Genomic DNA, 18108 nt, shown 5'->3' on the forward strand with positions numbered 1-18108 from the left:
TTGGTACGAAAAGTGCCTGTAGCCGAGCGCGACTCAATAACTATCTCACTAGGAAGCGAGAACAATAACGATGAATGCCGCACTGAAAACCTTCGCCCCCAGCGCACTCGCCCTGCTGCTGATCCTGCCAACCAGCGCCTCGGCCAAGGAAGCCGAAACCCAACAAAAGCTGGCCAACGTGGTCATCCTCGCCACCGGCGGCACCATTGCCGGGGCCGGTGCCAGCGCTGCCAACAGCGCCACTTACCAGGCTGCCAAGCTGGGCGTCGACAAGCTCATCGCCGGCGTGCCAGAACTGGCCGACATCGCCAACGTACGCGGCGAACAAGTGATGCAGATCGCCTCCGAGAGCATCAGCAACGACGACCTGCTGAAACTGGGCAAGCGCGTCGCCGAGCTGGCCGAAAGCAAGGACGTCGACGGTATCGTCATCACCCACGGCACCGACACCCTCGAAGAAACCGCCTACTTCCTCAACCTGGTAGAGAAGACCGACAAGCCAATCGTGGTGGTCGGCTCGATGCGCCCGGGTACCGCCATGTCCGCCGACGGCATGCTCAACCTGTACAACGCCGTGGCCGTAGCCAGCGACAAACAGTCGCGTGGCAAAGGCGTGCTGGTGACCATGAACGACGAGATCCAGTCCGGCCGCGACGTGAGCAAGGCGGTCAACATCAAGACCGAAGCCTTCAAGAGCGCCTGGGGCCCGATGGGCATGGTAGTGGAAGGCAAATCGTACTGGTTCCGCCTGCCGGCCAAGCGCCATACGGTCAATTCCGAGTTCGACATCAAGCAGATCAGCAGCCTGCCGCAGGTGGACATTGCCTATGGCTATGGCAACGTCACCGACACCGCCTACAAGGCGCTGGCGCAGAACGGCGCCAAGGCGCTGATCCATGCCGGTACCGGCAACGGTTCGGTATCGTCGCGGGTAGTCCCGGCGCTGCAGGAACTGCGCAAGAACGGCGTGCAGATCATCCGCTCGTCGCATGTCAACCAGGGTGGTTTCGTACTGCGCAACGCCGAACAGCCGGATGACAAAAACGACTGGGTCGTGGCTCACGACCTGAACCCGCAGAAGGCGCGGATCCTGGCGATGGTGGCAATGACCAAGACCCAGGACAGCAAGGAGCTGCAGCGCATCTTCTGGGAATACTGAGTGCTCCCCCTCAGGGCCGGTGCGCCGGCTCTGAGGGCCTCACTGCCCTCGCCTGAACCGCACAGACACTGAGGGTAAAAAACCGGCGACATCGCTTACCTTTCTGACCGGCCTCATGGTTTACAGGCCAACGCTGGATTTCTCCTGACAAGCTGTTGCGAATTTACTTACAGTGAAATACTGTACGTGCATACAGCAAAAACAAGGAAATTCCTGTGTCCAGCACCGCCTCCGCCACCCCGAGCAGCTATGAACAGCTGGGTGTACGCATCCAGAAGATCATCAACAGCCCCACCGCCCAGCGCAGCCGCGCGGCACTGATCTTCCGCCTGGAACAGGAAAGCCCGGATGACTGGGAAACCCTGCTTCAGGAGATTGCCGAGAACGACAACGTCACCCTCGCCCACCGTGACGATGGCGGCGTGCAGATTTTCTGGACCGTACCAAAGGAAGACTGACTGCGCATGAGAGTTTCGCTTTTCGCAGCCGCTTGCCTGTTACTGACCACGCCGTTTGCTCAAGCCGACGCCCCGCGCACTTTCCAGGAGGCCAAGAAGGTCGCCTGGAAGCTCTATGCACCGCAATCGACCGAGTTCTATTGCGGGTGCAAATACAAGGGCAACAAGGTCGACCTGGCGTCATGCGGCTATACCCCACGCAAGAATGCCCGGCGCGCCTCGCGCATCGAATGGGAACACATCGTACCCGCCTGGCAGATCGGCCATCAGCGCCAATGCTGGCAGAGTGGCGGGCGCAAGCAGTGCTCGCAGCATGACGAAGTCTACCAGCGCGCCGAAGCCGACCTGCACAACCTGGTGCCAAGCATCGGTGAGGTCAACGGCGACCGCAGCAACTTCAGTTTCGGCTGGCTTCCGGAGCAACGCGGCCAGTATGGCCGCTGCCTGACCCAGGTCGACTTCAAGGCGAGGAAGGTGATGCCGCGCCCGTCGATCCGCGGCATGATCGCCCGCACCTACTTCTACATGAGCAAGCAGTACAACCTGCGCCTGTCCAAACAGGACCGCCAGCTTTTCGAGGCCTGGAACAAGACCTACCCGCCGCAAGCCTGGGAGCGGCAACGCAACCAACAGGTCGCCTGCGTGATGGGGCGGGGAAACGCGTTCGTGGGGCCGGTCAACCTCAAGGCGTGCGGTTGATCCTCAGGCCAGCGTTTGTAAGTAGGCGCTGGCTTCCCGGTAACGGGCCAGCCGCGCCAGGTCAGCGGGGCCCGGGCAGGGGATGCGCGAGAGGTCACTATTGTCGGCCAGATCGGCCAGCTTGACGGTGCGCGCCAACGGATCACCGCCCAGTCGCACTACGAAATCCTGGTAAGGTTCGCCCTCGCGGCGGCTAAGCGCCAGCAACGCGGCCAGGATTTTCAGCGCGAAGCCCTCACGCGCCAGGTCGGACAGGGTCAGCGGGGTGTCTTCGATCACATCGTGAAGCACCGCCACAATCCGCTGTTCAGGTGTGGAAACCCGCATCATCACGCGTAACGGGTGGAGGATATAAGCCGCCCCACCCTTATCGTATTGCCCTTCATGCGCCCTGGCGGCCACGGCAATGGCCCGCTCCAGTGTAGACATGAGGCCCTCCCCGTTTGGCAGCTACCCACCCAAGCATAGCCAAACTTGTGTGAAAGGCGCCTGACACAAGCCTTGGCGGCGGCGCCTCTGCCCAGGCTTAGGCTCTGAAGGAAAAGCCTTGATACTTGTTTATGCCGCGTTGAAAACAGGCCCTAGCGTGATGCGCCGTGCTGGATGACCACTGAATCGGTACCCAGCTTGGCCATCACTTCGTCCCTGCGCGCTTGCGCCTCTTCGCGGGTGGGGAACGGCCCCAGCAGCACCACCGGCTTGCCGTCGCGGTACTCCACCGAAGACGGGATGCCCTTTTCGATCAGGCGCGCCGTCATGTCGCTGAGCGCCCCCATGTTGGCGCCCTGCACCACTTCCACATCCCAACCCTGGGGCGCCGGCTGGCCTGCCAGGGCCTCGGCACGCCGCTGCAGATCGGCGCCGCCGCAAAGCTCGCGGATACGCAGGTTATTGCCGGTATCGTCGACGATGATGTCGTATTGGCCATCGCGCTTGATCGCCACGTAGCTGCGGTAGGCTTCGTACTGCCCGGCATCGTCCTTGCCGCGGACCTGACCGCAGATGGTGCCCTGGGTGTCGATCCGCACGTTACCGAACTTGGCGGTCTTGGGGTTGTGCAGGTGTTCGGCCACCTGCTTGTGCACGCCTTCGACCTCGTTCTCACAGCCCGCCAGGGCGAGCACTGCCATTACCACAGCCAGTTTGCGCACGCGTGTACCTCCAGATTCGAAGGGGCGGATTCTAGCACGCCGGGGTATGCCCGAACCGCGACCAAACGTTACACGCTGCTTCGGGCGCAAATGCAAAAAGGGCGATCATTTCTGATCGCCCTTTTTCGATTTGGTAGGCACAATTGGACTCGAACCAACGACCCCCACCATGTCAAGGTGGTGCTCTAACCAACTGAGCTATGTGCCTGTCGTGTGGTGCGCATATTAGTGATCCGATGCGTACCTGTAAAGCTTTTTTTTGAGAAAAATCAAAAACTTTCGCATGCAAGCGCTTCGTGCCCATACCGCGGTTTTCGACCCGCATGGCAATGGACAATGAAAAAAGGGGTGACCCTTTCGGATCACCCCTTTTTCGATTTGGTAGGCACAATTGGACTCGAACCAACGACCCCCACCATGTCAAGGTGGTGCTCTAACCAACTGAGCTATGTGCCTGTCGTGTGGTGCGCATTCTACGCATTACAAAAACCCTGTCAACACTTTTTTTCGCGCTAACCTACTGAATCTTAAACTCTTTATAGAGAGGCTGACTGAGGGGGGCCCCGTAAAGGATTTTCACCAGACGACTAGCGGGTGTTTATTATTATTGATAGCATCGGTACATTCGTTAAAAATATAAAACACGAGGTTCCTGCAGCATGGCTAACACCCCCTACCCCCAGTCCTACTACGCCGCCTCGGCCAACCCGGTGCCGCCACGTCCGGCGCTGCAGGGTGAGGTGGAAACCGATGTGTGCATCATCGGTGCCGGCTACACCGGCCTGTCCAGCGCCCTGTTCCTTCTGGAGAACGGCTTCAAGGTAAGCATCGTCGAAGCGGCCAAGGTCGGCTTTGGCGCATCGGGCCGCAACGGCGGCCAGATCGTCAACAGCTACAGCCGCGACATTGATGTCATCGAACGCACCGTTGGCCCCAAGCAGGCACAACTGCTGGGCCACATGGCCTTCGAGGGCGGGCGCATCATTCGTGAGCGCGTGGCCAAGTACAACATTCAGTGCGACCTGAAAGATGGTGGCGTATTCGCCGCCCTTACCAGCAAGCAGATGGGCCACCTGGAATCGCAAAAGCGCCTGTGGGAACGCTTTGGCCATAATCAGCTGGAGCTGATGGACCAGAAGCGCATCCGCGAAGTGGTTGCCTGCGACAGCTACATTGGCGGCATGCTCGACATGAGCGGCGGCCACATCCACCCGCTGAACCTGGCCCTGGGCGAAGCTGCCGCGGTCGAGTCGCTGGGTGGCATCATCTATGAGCAAACCCCGGCCGTGCGCATCGAGCGTGGCGCCAACCCGGTCGTGCATACCCCGCAGGGCAAGGTCCGCGCCAAGTTCATCATCGTTGCCGGCAACGCCTACCTGGGCAACCTGGTACCCGAGCTGGCCGCCAAGTCCATGCCATGCGGCACGCAGGTGATCACCACCGAGCCACTGGGCGAAGAACTGGCACGCACCCTGCTGCCGCAGGACTACTGCGTCGAGGATTGCAACTATCTGCTCGACTACTACCGCCTGACCAGCGACAAGCGCCTGATTTTCGGTGGCGGCGTGGTGTACGGCGCGCGTGACCCGGCCAACATCGAGGCGATCATCCGCCCGAAAATGCTCAAGGCCTTCCCGCAGCTGAAGAACGTGAAGATCGACTACGCCTGGACCGGTAACTTCCTGCTGACCCTGTCGCGCCTGCCACAGGTTGGCCGGATCGGCGACAACATCTACTACTCGCAGGGTTGCTCGGGCCACGGCGTGACCTATACCCACCTGGCGGGCAAGGTACTGGCCGAGGCCCTGCGCGGCCAGGCAGAGCGCTTCGACGCCTTTGCCGGCCTGCCGCACTACCCGTTCCCGGGTGGCCAGATGCTGCGCGTACCCTTCAGCGCCATCGGTGCCTGGTACTACAGCCTGCGCGACCGCCTGGGCTTCTGATTCAGGCAAGCCCGCGCCCACAGGATTTGTGCTATTGCACAGTCCGTGTGGGCGCGGGCTTACCTGCGAAGGGGCAGGCACTGGCAGCGCTATTTGTTCAGGCTATTTACCGCCTGCTTCGCCGCAATCTCTTGCCCCGCCTTGGCCAGTTCATCCGCAGCATGCAACCACCGCTGGCGATCAACCTGAGCCGGCAGTTGCCGAGGTGGCTGCACCAGCACCGCCCAACTCCCCTGCTTTGCCCACGCCGATGCAAAGTCATCGAATGCCATCATCTGCCGCCGGTGCATGCCCGAGCGCAGCAGCACCCGCTGCTTGTAACGGTCATACCCCATCAACACCGCATAGCGCGGCTCGCTCCACCAGGCCGAACCTTCCTCGTAACGCAGCAGCACCGGGTTGCCCGCCGCCACTTGGGTCAACAGCGCGTCCAGTTGCTTGTCCAGCGGGTACACCACCCTGCCGTAGTCCCGCGCCACACGGGGAATAGCGGTATCCAGCGTTTCGGCGCCCTGAGGCAGGTTCAGCGGCTTATCCAGCAAGCCCGGCGTAATAGGCGCCCCCTGCTGCGACAGCACTGCCGCCAGCGCCATGGCCCCGCTGTGGTTGGCGTTGCCACGGTAGAACGGCACGCTGCTGATTTCGACCCGCTGCGGCAGGCCCTTGAGGTTACCGGGCGGTGCGCTGGCGCAGCCGGCCAGGGTGGCAGCCAGCAGACAGGCGGCCAGTAGCCGTCGGGGGGCAGCCTTGAAGGAATGTTGCTCCATGGACACTCGCTTGTTCCAACGCCAGGCAGGCAGCGCCCGGCTCTGGCCACCGATCATAGGTCCGACAGCCGCGCGGGTATAGTCCGACAGCGCCTTGGAGCGAATCGGCACTAGAGATCGACCATTGTTCGATGGAACGTCACAGGCGAAGGGCTAGACTAAAGCAGTGTCTGGAAGGTAAACGCGGGCCAATCAAGCGCTTGCCGTAGAGATGGAGGCACAGATGAGCCTGACCATGGCAATACTCATGCTGGTAGGCATGTGGCTAAGCGTCGCAGCCGCCATGCTGTGGGGTGTACTGCGTATCGTGCGGCGTCATGCACACCATCACCACCTGCCACCGCAGGCCCCGCCAAGGCCACAGCCGGTATCACGGGCGCGGCGGCATGCCGGGGTGAGCTAACCTCAGGATTTTCTGAAGCCCACTCACGGACAAGCCCGCTGCACAGGTATTTCGCAATGCCAGTGGGACGCGAGGTACCTGTAAGAGCGGGCTTGTCCGTGAGGGGGGGCGCAAAACGCCTTTTTTACATCAACCTTCAGCCGCTTCACGCTTCAAACGCGCCCGGCGGGCCAGGATGTTGAGGACCTCGATAGCCGTCGAGAACGCCATGGCGGCATACACATAGCCCTTGGGTACATGGGCGCCGAAGCCTTCGGCGATCAGCGTCATGCCGATCATGATGAGGAAACCCAGCGCCAGCATGACCACGGTCGGGTTGTCGTTGATGAAATTGGCCAGCGGATCGGCTGCCACCATCATCACGATCACAGCAGTGATAACGGCGATAATCATGATAGGCAGGTGCTCGGTCATGCCCACGGCGGTGATGATGCTGTCGACCGAGAAGACGATATCCAGCAGCAGGATCTGGAAGATCGCCGCAGCAAAGCCCAGGGTAACCGTGGAGGAGACTTTGGCTTCCTCCTTGGCGCCATGCGGGTCGACGTTTTCGTGAATCTCCTTGGTCGCCTTCCACAGCAGGAACAGACCACCGGCAATCAGGATCACATCCTTCCACGAGAAGGTGTTGCCGAACACTTCGAACACCGGGTCGGTCAGCTGAACGATCCAGGCCACGGTGCTGAGCAAGGCCAGCCGCATGACCAAGGCCATGCTGATACCGATACGCCGCGCCTTGGAGCGGTACTCCACCGGCAATTTGTTGGTCAGGATCGAGATGAAGATCAGGTTGTCGATGCCCAGTACAATTTCCATGGCCACCAGCGTAGCCAGGGCAACCCAGGCGGTCGGGCTAGCGGCGAGTTCCAGCAAATATTCCATTGTTCAAATCCTGCAGCGTCGGTTGGGGTCAGATTTCCTGGGTTTCTTCTTTCTTCTCGGCATCCTTGGGCTTGTGCCCTTCGCTGCCGATGGCTTCGCTCAGCGCCTGCTGGGCAGCCTTGTTGGTGTCGTCGATGGCCTGCTTGGCCGACTGCGCCGCCTGGTCGAGCATCTGCTGGGCGGATTTCTCGGCCTGGTCGCAGCCTGCCAGGGTGAACAGGGCCAAAGCCAGCACCAACGGGGTGCCAATGGATTTGAATTGCAGCATGGTGTCCTCGCTTGAAATAACCCGGCGGCGCATGGCGCCTGGTAGCCGTGCATTCTAGAGACGGCAATAGTTCAGGAAAATTCGTATTTTCATGGCATATACTTCGGTTTTTACGAATCGGAACGACCGACGGTGCTTAACTATCGCCAGCTGCATTACTTCTGGGCCGTGGCCAAGACGGGCAGCATCACCCGCGCCAGCCAACAGCTGAACCTCACACCGCAAACCATCAGCGGGCAGATCACCCTGTTCGAGCAAACCTACGGCCTGGAACTGTTCCAGCGCGCCGGCCGGCAGCTGGAACTGACCGAAACCGGCCGCCAGGCCCTGGTGTATGCAGAACAGATGTTTCAGATTGGCAGCGAGCTTGAAGCCATGCTGCGCGCCGGCCCTCAGGAGCAGATCCTGTTTCGTGTGGGGGTGGCTGACGTGGTGCCCAAATCCATTGTCTACCGCCTGCTGGCACCGACCATGGATCTGGAGGAGGTGCTGCGCATCAACTGCCGCGAGGACAAACTTGAGCGGTTACTGGCAGACCTGGCTATCCAGCGCCTGGACCTGGTGATTTCCGACAGCCCCATGCCCAACCACCTGGACATCAAGGGCTACAGCCAGAAGCTGGGCGAGTGCGGGCTGAGCTTCTTCGCCACACCGGCGCTGGTACAACGGCTGGACGGTCCTTTTCCAGCGTGTCTGCAGGATGCTCCGCTGCTTGTTCCCGGCCAGGAGACCGTGGTACGCAGCCGCCTGCTGCGGTGGCTGGGCGAGCAGCAGGTGCAACCACGGATCGTGGGGGAGTTCGATGACAGTGCCTTGATGCAAGCGTTCGGTCAATCGGGCAGCGGCATTTTCGTTGCTCCCAGCGTAATCGCCGAAGAGGTGTGCCGTCAGTATGGCGTGCAACTGATCGGGCAGACCGAAGCCGTGCACGAATCGTTCTATGCCATTTCGGTGGAGCGCAAGGTCAAGCACCCAGGGATCGTGGCGATTACCGAGGGGGCGCGGCGGGAGTTGTTTCACTGGTAGCCGTAAAAGCCTGATTGACTACGAACACAGCCCGGCATGCGCCATAGGTGCTCTATGGTAAAGTCCGCCCTTTCCAGATTCCGAGATACCGCTGCACATGACCCCTTTTCTCCGCCTCCTCAACCGCACCAGCCTGGTGACCCAGATCGTCATCGGCTTGCTCGCCGGTATCGCCCTCGCCCTGCTGGCACCTGCCATCGCCCGTGACCTGGCCTTTCTTGGCAAGGTGTTCGTCAGTGCCCTGAAGGCGGTTGCGCCTGTGCTGGTGTTCATCCTGGTCATGGCTTCGGTCGCCAACCATCGTCACGGCCAGGAAATCCACATTCGCCCGATCCTCTGGCTGTACCTGCTGGGCACCTTTGCCGCTGCAGTGGTGGCCGTGGTTGCCAGCATGCTGTTCCCCTCGCACCTGGCGCTAAGCACCAGCGAAGCCACGCTGAGCGCGCCAGGCGGCATCGCCGAGGTAATGCAGAACCTGCTGCTGAGCGCGGTAGACAACCCGGTCAATGCCCTGCTCAATGCCAACTTCATCGGCGTGCTGACCTGGGCCGTCGGCCTGGGCGTGGCCCTGCGCCATGCCGGCGAAACCACCCGCACCGTGGTCGCAGACCTGTCCAATGGCGTCACCCTGATCGTGCGCATGGTCATCCGCTTCGCCCCGCTGGGCATTTTTGGCCTGGTCAGCTCCACCCTGGCACAGTCTGGCCTGGACGCCCTGCTCGGCTACCTGCACCTGCTGGCGGTACTGATTGGCTGCATGCTGTTCGTGGCGCTGGTGATGAACCCGCTGATCGTGTTCTGGAAGATCCGCCGCAACCCCTACCCACTGACGCTGCTGTGCCTGCGTGAAAGCGGCATTACTGCGTTCTTCACCCGCAGCTCGGCCGCCAACATCCCTGTCAACATGGCATTGTCGGAACGACTCGGCCTGCATGAAGACACTTACTCGGTGTCGATCCCGCTGGGCGCAACCATCAACATGGCCGGCGCGGCAACCACCATTACCGTGCTGACCCTGGCCGCAGTGCATACCCTGGGTATCCAGGTAGACCTGCCAACTGCCGTGCTGCTCAGCGTGGTGGCGGCAGTGTGCGCCTGCGGCGCCTCGGGCGTGGCCGGGGGTTCGCTGCTGCTGATTCCGCTGGCGTGCAGCCTGTTTGGCATCCCAAGCGAAATTGCCATGCAGGTAGTGGCGGTGGGCTTCATCATTGGCGTGTTGCAGGATTCGGCCGAAACGGCGCTGAACTCTTCGACCGATGTGCTGTTCACTGCGGCGGCGTGTCAGGCTGAAGAGCGGCGTAACGGCTAAGCGCGCCGGGGCCGCATTGCGGCCCCAATTGCCTTACTCGATGGCATTACCTACCCTAGTGGCCTTTCCCCAGCCACGAGACAGGGCCATGTCAGAACACGAAACCGCAGGTGAAGGCCGCTTCAACAGCATCGAGATCCGCGTTCTCGGCTCGCTGATCGAAAAGCAGGCCACCAGCCCGGAAAGCTACCCGCTGACCCTCAATGCCCTGGTCCTGGCCTGCAACCAGAAGACCAGCCGCGAGCCGGTGATGAACCTCACCCAAGGCCAGGTCGGCCAGGCGCTGCGCGCCCTCGAAGGTCAGGGCATGACCCGCCTGCAGATGGGCAGCCGTGCCGACCGCTGGGAACATCGGGTAGACAAGGCACTGGAGCTGGTGCCAGCACAGTTGGTGTTGATGGGCCTGATGTTCCTGCGGGGCCCGCAAACCCTCAACGAACTGCTGACCCGTAGCAACCGCCTGCACGACTTTGACGACACCGAGCAGATCCAGCATCAGCTGGAGCGCCTGATCTCGCGGGACCTGGCTTTGCACCTGCCACGTCAGGCCGGCCAGCGTGAAGACCGCTACACCCATGCCTTGGGCGACCCGGCGGAAATCGAGGCGATTCTCGCTGCACGCCAACAGGAAGGCGGCGCGCGCAACAGTGGCGGCAGTGTGTCAGAAGACCGCATCGAAGCCCTCGAAGCCCGCATTGCGGCGCTGGAAGCGCGCCTGGCCGAACTGGAAGGCTGAGCCGTCACGGTTCGGGGTCGGGGAAATTGCGGCAGCTCTTGCGCTCGGCCAGTTCCCGGTCAGTGGGGCGCTGGTCGACGAACACAGCGCGACCGTCGGCGTAGATTTCCAGGTAGCCCCAGTGCAGGTCCTGCTCTTGCTCCCCGGGCTTTGGGGGGACTAGCCACCAGGGTTCGCGGCTGATCAGGGTCATGGGTGTGGTTCCTGAGAGGTCTGCTGTAAGCATAGACACCTTCAGGTGCTGCTTTGCTTGAACCGGCCCTTTCGCGGGTAAACCCGCTCCTACAGGGATTTTCACAGTTTCAACAACTGCGCAGTCCTGCGAGAGCGGCTTTAGCCGCGAAAAGGGCCGGTACAGGCTTACGCCGGTGCCGAAGTCCGAATCAGGTGGTCAAAGGCCGCCAGCGATGCCTTGGCCCCCTCACCCACCGCAATGACAATCTGCTTGTACGGCACGGTAGTCACGTCACCGGCGGCAAACACACCGGGGATGCTGGTCTGGCCCTTGGCGTCGACAATGATTTCGCCACGCGGCGACAGCTCGACGGTGCCCTTCAGCCAGTCAGTATTGGGCAACAGGCCAATCTGCACGAAGATGCCTTCCAGTGCCACTTCGTGCTGTTCATCCGTGGTGCGGTCCTTGTAGCGCAGGCCGGTCACCTTCTCGCCATTGCCCAGCACCTCGGTGGTCAGCGCGCTGGTGATCACGTTAACGTTCGGCAGGCTGTGCAGCTTGCGTTGCAACACCGCATCGGCACGCAGCTGGCTGTCGAACTCGATCAGCGTCACCTGGGCGACGATACCGGCCAGGTCGATGGCCGCCTCCACACCCGAGTTGCCGCCGCCAATCACCGCCACGCGTTTACCCTTGAACAGCGGGCCGTCACAGTGCGGGCAGTAGGCCACGCCGCGGCTGCGGTACTCCTGCTCACCTGGCACGTTCATTTCGCGCCAGCGGGCGCCGGTGGCCAGGATTACAGTCTTGGCCTTCAGCGAAGCGCCCCCCGCCAAACGCACTTCGTGCAGACCGCCCTCGGCAGCAGGAATCAGCGCTTCACCGCGCTGCAGGTTCATGATGTCGACGTCGTACTGTTTGACGTGCTCTTCCAGCGCCGTGGCCAGCTTCGGCCCTTCGGTTTCCTGCACCGAGATAAAGTTCTCGATGGCCAGTGTGTCCAGCACCTGGCCGCCGAAGCGCTCGGCGGCAACACCGGTGCGGATGCCCTTGCGGGCAGCGTAGATGGCAGCAGCGGCGCCAGCGGGGCCACCACCGACAACCAGCACGTCAAAGGCATCCTTGGCGTTGATCTTCTCGGCCTGGCGGGCGCCGGCGTTGGTGTCGATCTTGCCAAGGATTTCTTCCAGGCCCATACGGCCCTGACCAAACACTTCACCGTTCAGGTAGATACTCGGTACCGCCATGATCTTGCGCGATTCCACTTCGTCCTGGAACAGCGCACCGTCGATGGCAACATGCCGCACGTTGGGGTTGAGTACCGCCATCAGGTTCAACGCCTGGACCACGTCCGGGCAGTTCTGGCACGACAGCGAGAAGTAGGTTTCGAAGTTGAATTCACCTTCCAGGGCCTGGATCTGCTCGATCACTTCGGCACTGGCCTTTGACGGATGGCCGCCGACTTGCAGCAGCGCCAGCACCAACGAGGTGAACTCGTGGCCCATGGGGATGCCGGCGAAACGCAGGCTGATATCGGCACCCGGGCGGTTCAGCGAGAACGAAGGGCGACGGGCATCGGTACCGTCCGCGCTGAAGGTAATGAGGTTCGACAGGCCGGCAATTTCCACCAGCAGGTCGTGCAATTCGCGGGACTTCGCGCCGTCGTCGAGGGAGGCAACGATCTCGATCGGCTGGGTGACCCGCTCCAGGTAGGTTTTCAGTTGCGATTTAAGCGTGGCGTCCAACATACGGGCGATTCCTTTTTCAAAACTCGGATACAAAAACGCCCAGGCGAGGTCGCCCGGGCGTTTGACGGGGCGGTAGGTATTTCAGCTTTGGCGGCTGCTTACCGCCCGCGTTATGGGCATGACCTTAGATCTTGCCTACGAGGTCCAGCGACGGCGCCAGAGTGGCTTCGCCTTCTTTCCACTTGGCCGGGCACACTTCGCCTGGGTGAGCGGCAACGTACTGGGCAGCCTTGACCTTACGCAGCAGTTCGGCAGCATCACGGCCTACACCACCGTCGTTCAGCTCGACAATCTTGATCTGGCCTTCCGGGTTGATCACGAAGGTACCGCGGTCGGCCAGGCCGGCTTCTTCGATCAGCACGTCGAAGTTGCGCGAAATGACGTGAGTCGGGTCACCGATCAGCGGGTATTGGATCTTCCCGATGGTGTCGGAAGTGTCGTGCCAGGCTTTGTGAGTGAAGTGGGTATCGGTGGAAACACCGTAAATTTCCACGCCCAGCTTCTGGAACTCGGCGTAGTTGTCAGCAAGGTCACCCAGCTCGGTCGGGCAAACGAAGGTGAAGTCGGCCGGGTAGAAGAACACGACAGACCACTTGCCTTTCAGATCGGCTTCGCTGACCTGAACGAACTCGCCTTTGTGGTAGGCGGTGGCGTTGAAGGGTTTGACCTGGCTGTTGATGATTGGCATGAGAGACGCTCCTTCATGGGGTTGGAATCAGTTGATGGATAGAATCCTAACTAATCATCCCGCTGAAGGCTCATTGGCAAAGCTCATGCTTTCGATTGGTTTTGGCTATAACCGGGGTTATTTAATAGAAGGGAAAGGGCTGAGCAAAGGATTGCGGGCTTGAGCGCTGCACTGGCAAAGAAATGTAACAGCTACCCATTCGGCACCACTGGCAAACGGGTCTAGGCTCAAGCTCATGTGATACCGGGCCCCTCTGACGGCTGCCAAGCCGCCATGTCGGATCACTGTTGCCATGCAACGTCGACATTCAAGGAGGGGCTCATGACAGCTCTGCAAGCATTCCTCACAACACCTGTCCTCGGTACCAGCGCCTGGTTGTGGCTGGTGTTCATGGCCATCGTCATCGGTTTGCTGGTGCTCGACCTGGGCGTGCTGCACCGCCACGACCGGGAAATTGAAATGCGCGAGAGCCTGCTGCTGTATTCGGGCTATTTCAGTGTCGGTGTGCTGTTCGGCGCGGGGGTCTGGTACCAGTTGGGTGCGCAGTCTGCGCTGGAGTTCTACACCGGTTTCCTGGTCGAACAGTCGCTGTCGATGGACAACGTGTTCGTCATGGCGATGATCTTCAGCTACTTCGCCATCCCCCGCCGCTACCAGCACCGCGTGCTGTTCTGGGGTATCCTGGGCGTGGTGTTCCTGCGGGCCATCATGATCGGCGTGGGCGCGGCGCTGGTACAGAACTTTGCCTGGGTGCTGTACATCTTTGGTGCCTTCTTGCTGTTTACCGGGGTGAAAATGGCGCTGTCGAAGGAAGACAGCCGCCCGGACCTGGCCAACAACCCGATCCTCAAGTTCGTGCGGCGGCACATGCGGGTTACCGACCAGATCCATGGCTCGCACTTCTTCGTACGCCACACCCCGGCCGGGCACAGCAAGGCGCTGCGTTATGCCACCCCGCTGTTTCTGGCACTGGTACTGATCGAACTGGCCGACCTGGTGTTTGCCGTCGACAGCGTGCCGGCGATCTTCGCCATCACCCAGGACCCGTTCATCGTCTACACCTCCAACATCTTCGCCATCCTCGGCTTGCGCTCGCTGTATTTCGCGCTGGCGGCGCTGATGCACCGGTTCGTCTACCTCAAGTACGCACTGGCACTGGTGTTGATCTTCATTGGCTGCAAGATTTTCTACCACGGCATGGTGGGCAAGGTGCCGGCGCTGCTGTCACTGGGCGTGACATTCGGGTTGTTGCTGGGTGGGGTGGTGATTTCGTTGATCAAGACGCGGGGGCAGACGTTGAATAAAGACGAAAAGACGATAGAAAAAGCAGCTAACGATAAGAAAACAACGGGACAAAAGAAGAATGACCCACAGTTGCGGGTCTGAGTTGCAATCATTGCTTGATGATGAAGTAACCAACCGCTCCCCAAAGTGAGGCAATCAAGATCAGCCAAAGGGCTGCTCCCATATCTCGCCTCAACTTTGGGGGGAAATTGTCAAGCTCCGCTTCGTTCAACCATCCGAGGCGTAAATGTAGCCTTGGGAATGTGACCAAAGCGCTTACTGTACTCATCAGTAGGCATCGATGCCTTAGGTTTCGTCCGCCCCATACGGGTTTCATCTGCTCAAGATAGGGGTTGCTCGTGATCGCTGAAAGGGCGACATCAAAATCACTCGACAAAGCAATTTTCACATTGATAGCGATCCCCGCAAGGCCCAGGACGAAAGGCGCACTCAGGAATACTATTTGCAACAATGGGGACCAATTGTCAAAGTCAATCATCAGTCACCTCATGAAGGAATTCACCGGTCCGCTCTCCGAGGGCGCCAATACCAATAGCGCTTGCAGAAGAGGCGGCGCCAACGATCGCAATCCCGCACACTGCACCAAACCCACCGGTACCCACCGCAAAAATACCGCATAACGCAGCTGCTGCAGCACCTCCACCAGAGGCGCCTACCAACCCTCCCGTTAGACCTCCTGCAAAATTTCCCGCTTCAGTAAACCGAACCTTTCGACAAGCACGAGTCTCCCCGGCCCGACAGACTTCTTTTACTTTCAGATAAGACGAGGTCCCGCCCAGCCCAATCGCTGCATACCCTCCGTATTGAAGGTACTTACTTAACCGCGCCACCTTCTCAAGATGTGTCGCATACCCCGGAATTTGCCCCGGTCCGCCCGCTTTCGACCAATGGTGCACCAGGCTCTTGGTAGAGATACGCAAGCTCTTCTTCAGCCGCTCATAGCTCCCCAGATTCAGTTGCTTATTAAGCAACGCCGCTTTCAACTGGCCATCCAGTTGCTGCAACAACCGCCTGCGCTCGGCGAAGAAACCCGGACTATTCAAATGGCCATTGTGCATGAACTCACGCTGGTGCAATTGCTCGATGCTGGTCAAGGTATTGCTTACTTGTTTCAAGCCTTGATCCAGCATGTCCTTGCCCACGCCCATGGACAGACTGGCGTTGCTGAGCAAGCCGGCGATTTCGGCCTGGTGCTGCATCATGAAATCCGCTTCGACGTAGTCGAGTGCTTCCAGCGCACGCCGCGCATGCTGCGCCGCCGCCATAAGCTCTCCCTCTTCGCGCGTGCAGGCATTTCCATTGTCAGGATCACCGATAACGAAAATTTCCCCAGCTTTGAACCCTTGCGCATACGTGGGGTTGAGCCGCTGTAACCGTGAGATCGGCAACGTGGAATCGTGACCGGCCAGTTGAAGCAGTATCTGGGGAAACGACATGCGTCGTGGAACCACGTAGAAGCCAGGCTCCAGCGTGCCAGGCAGTGCACCTATTACCGGTTGGGAGAAGCGCTCGGGGTTGAAGGTGGGTGACAGCTCGGCAGCGTGGGTATTGGCACGCCCTGCAATGGAGTGCATGGACGGCGGAGCCTCATACAAGGGCGCGACTACCCGGTTGGTGCCCGGCGAACAGCCACAGACAACCAACGCACCATCCATAGCCACCCGCTGGCCATCTGAAATAAAGTGATCCACACCTTCGGCGACAGTTCCCGCCTGCCCACAAAGAGGGCATGGCGTGGTGTGGTCGCCTTCACGGAGCACCATTCGGCCTTCATCTAGGTAGCCGGCCCCGGTCGCAATACAGACAGCACCCGTTGTGGTGATATCGCCATCTACCGCCTGACCTTTTCCCTCTAGATTGACGCGCATATATGAACTCCCTGTACTTGACTCAGGTTGGAAACCTATCACCAGCAAGGGAGATACAAGTGGCATCAGCCAAAATTCAGATACGTCCTACAAGTTGCAGGACTTTGCGCAATCACTGCAGGCGCGGGTTCACCCGCGAATGGGCCGGGGCAGGCTGACGCGTTCACCGCCCGCTACGCAACATCTCCACCGGCACATACTTGCCAATTTCGTACTTGCCAATCGCCGCCCGGTGCACTTCATCCGGCCCGTCAGCCAGGCGCAGGGTGCGCTGCATGGCATACATGTAGGCCAGCGGGAAATCGCCGCTTACCCCTGCCCCGCCATGTATCTGGATAGCCCGGTCGATCACGTTCAAGGCCACGTTCGGCGCCACCACCTTGATCTGGGCGATCTCGCTACGAGCCACCTTGTTGCCGACGGTGTCCATCATGTAGGCCGCTTTGAGCGTCAGCAGTCGGGCCATGTCGATTTCCATGCGCGAGTCGGCGATCTTGTCGACGTTGCCGCCCAAGCGTGCCAGTGGCCGACCAAAGGCAGTGCGCTCCACCGAGCGCTTGCACATCAGCTCCAGCGCGCGCTCGGCCATGCCGATCGAGCGCATGCAGTGGTGGATACGGCCTGGGCCCAGTCGGCCCTGGGCAATTTCGAAGCCGCGGCCTTCGCCAAGGATCACGTTTTCGTACGGAACCCGCACATTCTCGAAAAGGACTTCGGCATGACCATGGGGCGCATCGTCATAACCGAACACCGGCAGCGGGCGGACAATCTTCACGCCCGGCGTGTCGGTCGGCACCAGCACCATGGAATGCTGCTGGTGGCGTGGGCCTTCAGGGTCGGACAGGCCCATGAAGATCATGACCTTGCAGCGCGGGTCGCAGGCGCCGGAAGTCCACCACTTGCGGCCGTTGATTACCCACTCGTCACCGTCCCGTATGGCGGTAGCAGCCATGTTGGTGGCGTCCGAGGAGGCCACGTCCGGTTCGGTCATGGCAAACGCCGAGCGGATCTCGCCGCGTAGCAGCGGCTCCAGCCACTGGCGTTTCTGTGCCTCGCTGCCATAGCGCACCAGCACTTCCATGTTGCCGGTGTCCGGCGCCGAGCAGTTGAACGGCTCCGGCCCGAGCAACGAGCGGCCCATGATCTCTGCCAGCGGTGCGTACTCCAGGTTGCTCAGGCCGGCGCCGTATTCCGACTCTGGCAAGAACAGGTTCCACAGCCCTTCGGCGCGGGCCTTGGCCTTGAGTTCCTCCATGATTGCAGTGGGCTGCCAGCGGTCACCCTCGGCGACCTGGCGCTCGAACACGGCTTCGGCAGGGTAGACATGGGCGTCCATGAACGCAGTGACACGCTCGCGCAGTGCCTGGACCTTGGGTGAATAGGCGAAATCCATCAGGGCTACCTTCACAGTTCGGAGTACGTGGAGCAGAGCCTAGAGCAGCATTGCTCCATCCACCTAGTCTATTTTCCGCGTGTATAAACATTCATAACCGATATATGATCGACCGATAACTCCAACAAAG

At 60.6% G+C, this 18108-nt stretch carries 20 protein-coding genes and 2 tRNA genes; 9 read left to right on the forward strand and 13 right to left on the reverse strand.

Annotation, left to right across the window (positions count from 1 at the left end):
• The first annotated feature begins 70 nt into the window (after positions 1-70).
• The 3 genes from GST84_16355 to GST84_16365 all read left to right on the forward strand — a co-directional run bounded on the left by GST84_16355 (position 71) and on the right by GST84_16365 (position 2316).
• Complete coding sequence (locus GST84_16355) at positions 71-1159, forward strand: type II asparaginase (protein XGB13818.1); 1089 nt, start codon at positions 71-73, stop codon at positions 1157-1159.
• A gap of 215 nt (positions 1160-1374) precedes the next feature.
• Positions 1375-1617, forward strand: coding sequence for a DUF1654 domain-containing protein (locus GST84_16360; protein XGB13819.1), 243 nt, complete (start codon positions 1375-1377; stop codon positions 1615-1617).
• A gap of 6 nt (positions 1618-1623) precedes the next feature.
• Positions 1624-2316: a deoxyribonuclease gene (locus tag GST84_16365; protein XGB13820.1), complete on the forward strand. Its 693-nt coding sequence runs from the start codon at positions 1624-1626 to the stop codon at positions 2314-2316.
• Positions 2317-2319: 3 nt separating this feature from the next.
• Here the strand turns inward: GST84_16365 and GST84_16370 are convergent, their stop codons facing one another.
• The 4 genes from GST84_16370 to GST84_16385 form a co-directional block, all read right to left on the reverse strand.
• A complete protein-coding gene (locus GST84_16370) occupies positions 2320-2745 on the reverse strand; it encodes a GTP pyrophosphokinase (GenBank protein ID XGB13821.1) in 426 nt (141 codons plus the stop codon).
• A gap of 152 nt (positions 2746-2897) precedes the next feature.
• A complete protein-coding gene (locus GST84_16375) occupies positions 2898-3467 on the reverse strand; it encodes an SPOR domain-containing protein (protein XGB13822.1) in 570 nt (189 codons plus the stop codon).
• A 131-nt stretch (positions 3468-3598) separates the two neighbouring features.
• Positions 3599-3675 (reverse strand) — tRNA-Val (locus tag GST84_16380).
• Between the two features lie 171 nt (positions 3676-3846).
• Positions 3847-3923 (reverse strand) — tRNA-Val (locus tag GST84_16385).
• Between the two features lie 203 nt (positions 3924-4126).
• Between GST84_16385 and GST84_16390 the strand changes: the two genes are divergently transcribed.
• Positions 4127-5410, forward strand: coding sequence for an FAD-dependent oxidoreductase (locus GST84_16390; protein ID XGB13823.1), 1284 nt, complete (start codon positions 4127-4129; stop codon positions 5408-5410).
• A gap of 89 nt (positions 5411-5499) precedes the next feature.
• Here GST84_16390 and GST84_16395 read toward each other — a convergent pair whose 3' ends face one another.
• Positions 5500-6234 (reverse strand): peptidase C39 family protein, encoded by a 735-nt coding sequence (locus tag GST84_16395; protein ID XGB15789.1) that lies wholly within the window; start codon positions 6232-6234, stop codon positions 5500-5502.
• Between the two features lie 166 nt (positions 6235-6400).
• On the opposite strand from GST84_16395, the gene GST84_16400 reads away from it, so the two are divergent.
• Positions 6401-6580 (forward strand): hypothetical protein, encoded by a 180-nt coding sequence (locus tag GST84_16400; GenBank protein ID XGB13824.1) that lies wholly within the window; start codon positions 6401-6403, stop codon positions 6578-6580.
• Positions 6581-6709: 129 nt separating this feature from the next.
• On the opposite strand, the gene GST84_16405 is transcribed toward GST84_16400, so the two are convergent.
• Positions 6710-7462, reverse strand: coding sequence for a TerC family protein (locus GST84_16405; GenBank protein ID XGB13825.1), 753 nt, complete (start codon positions 7460-7462; stop codon positions 6710-6712).
• A gap of 28 nt (positions 7463-7490) precedes the next feature.
• A complete protein-coding gene (locus tag GST84_16410) occupies positions 7491-7730 on the reverse strand; it encodes a hypothetical protein (protein XGB13826.1) in 240 nt (79 codons plus the stop codon).
• Positions 7731-7862: 132 nt separating this feature from the next.
• On the opposite strand from GST84_16410, the gene nhaR reads away from it, so the two are divergent.
• The 3 genes from nhaR (at position 7863) to GST84_16425 (ending at position 10801) form a co-directional block, all read left to right on the forward strand.
• The gene (gene nhaR, locus GST84_16415; GenBank protein ID XGB13827.1) at positions 7863-8756 is read left to right on the forward strand and encodes a transcriptional activator NhaR; all 894 of its coding nucleotides are present in this window, start codon (positions 7863-7865) and stop codon (positions 8754-8756) included.
• A gap of 97 nt (positions 8757-8853) precedes the next feature.
• Complete coding sequence (sstT, locus tag GST84_16420) at positions 8854-10065, forward strand: serine/threonine transporter SstT (GenBank protein ID XGB13828.1); 1212 nt, start codon at positions 8854-8856, stop codon at positions 10063-10065.
• Between the two features lie 88 nt (positions 10066-10153).
• The gene (locus GST84_16425; protein XGB13829.1) at positions 10154-10801 is read left to right on the forward strand and encodes a DUF480 domain-containing protein; all 648 of its coding nucleotides are present in this window, start codon (positions 10154-10156) and stop codon (positions 10799-10801) included.
• A gap of 4 nt (positions 10802-10805) precedes the next feature.
• Here the strand turns inward: GST84_16425 and GST84_16430 are convergent, their stop codons facing one another.
• From GST84_16430 to ahpC, 3 genes are all read right to left on the reverse strand, one after another.
• A complete protein-coding gene (locus tag GST84_16430) occupies positions 10806-10994 on the reverse strand; it encodes a hypothetical protein (protein XGB13830.1) in 189 nt (62 codons plus the stop codon).
• A 167-nt stretch (positions 10995-11161) separates the two neighbouring features.
• Positions 11162-12724 carry an alkyl hydroperoxide reductase subunit F gene (ahpF, locus tag GST84_16435; protein XGB13831.1) on the reverse strand — a complete coding sequence of 521 codons (1563 nt, stop codon included), beginning with the start codon at positions 12722-12724 and terminating at the stop codon, positions 11162-11164.
• 124 nt (positions 12725-12848) lie between these two features.
• Entirely contained in the window at positions 12849-13412 is a 564-nt protein-coding gene (gene ahpC / locus GST84_16440; protein ID XGB13832.1) for a peroxiredoxin, read from the reverse strand.
• A gap of 321 nt (positions 13413-13733) precedes the next feature.
• On the opposite strand from ahpC, the gene GST84_16445 reads away from it, so the two are divergent.
• A complete protein-coding gene (locus GST84_16445) occupies positions 13734-14798 on the forward strand; it encodes a TerC/Alx family metal homeostasis membrane protein (GenBank protein XGB13833.1) in 1065 nt (354 codons plus the stop codon).
• Positions 14799-14805: 7 nt separating this feature from the next.
• Here the strand turns inward: GST84_16445 and GST84_16450 are convergent, their stop codons facing one another.
• The 3 genes from GST84_16450 to GST84_16460 all read right to left on the reverse strand — a co-directional run bounded on the left by GST84_16450 (position 14806) and on the right by GST84_16460 (position 17978).
• Positions 14806-15195: a hypothetical protein gene (locus GST84_16450; protein ID XGB13834.1), complete on the reverse strand. Its 390-nt coding sequence runs from the start codon at positions 15193-15195 to the stop codon at positions 14806-14808.
• Complete coding sequence (locus tag GST84_16455) at positions 15188-16585, reverse strand: PAAR domain-containing protein (protein XGB13835.1); 1398 nt, start codon at positions 16583-16585, stop codon at positions 15188-15190. The genes GST84_16450 and GST84_16455 overlap by 8 nt, the downstream gene beginning before the upstream one ends.
• 163 nt (positions 16586-16748) lie before the next feature.
• Positions 16749-17978: an acyl-CoA dehydrogenase gene (locus GST84_16460; GenBank protein ID XGB13836.1), complete on the reverse strand. Its 1230-nt coding sequence runs from the start codon at positions 17976-17978 to the stop codon at positions 16749-16751.
• Positions 17979-18108 lie beyond the last annotated feature (130 nt).

The organism is Pseudomonas putida, assembly GCA_041879295.1.
GTDB lineage: Bacteria > Pseudomonadota > Gammaproteobacteria > Pseudomonadales > Pseudomonadaceae > Aquipseudomonas > Aquipseudomonas putida_Y.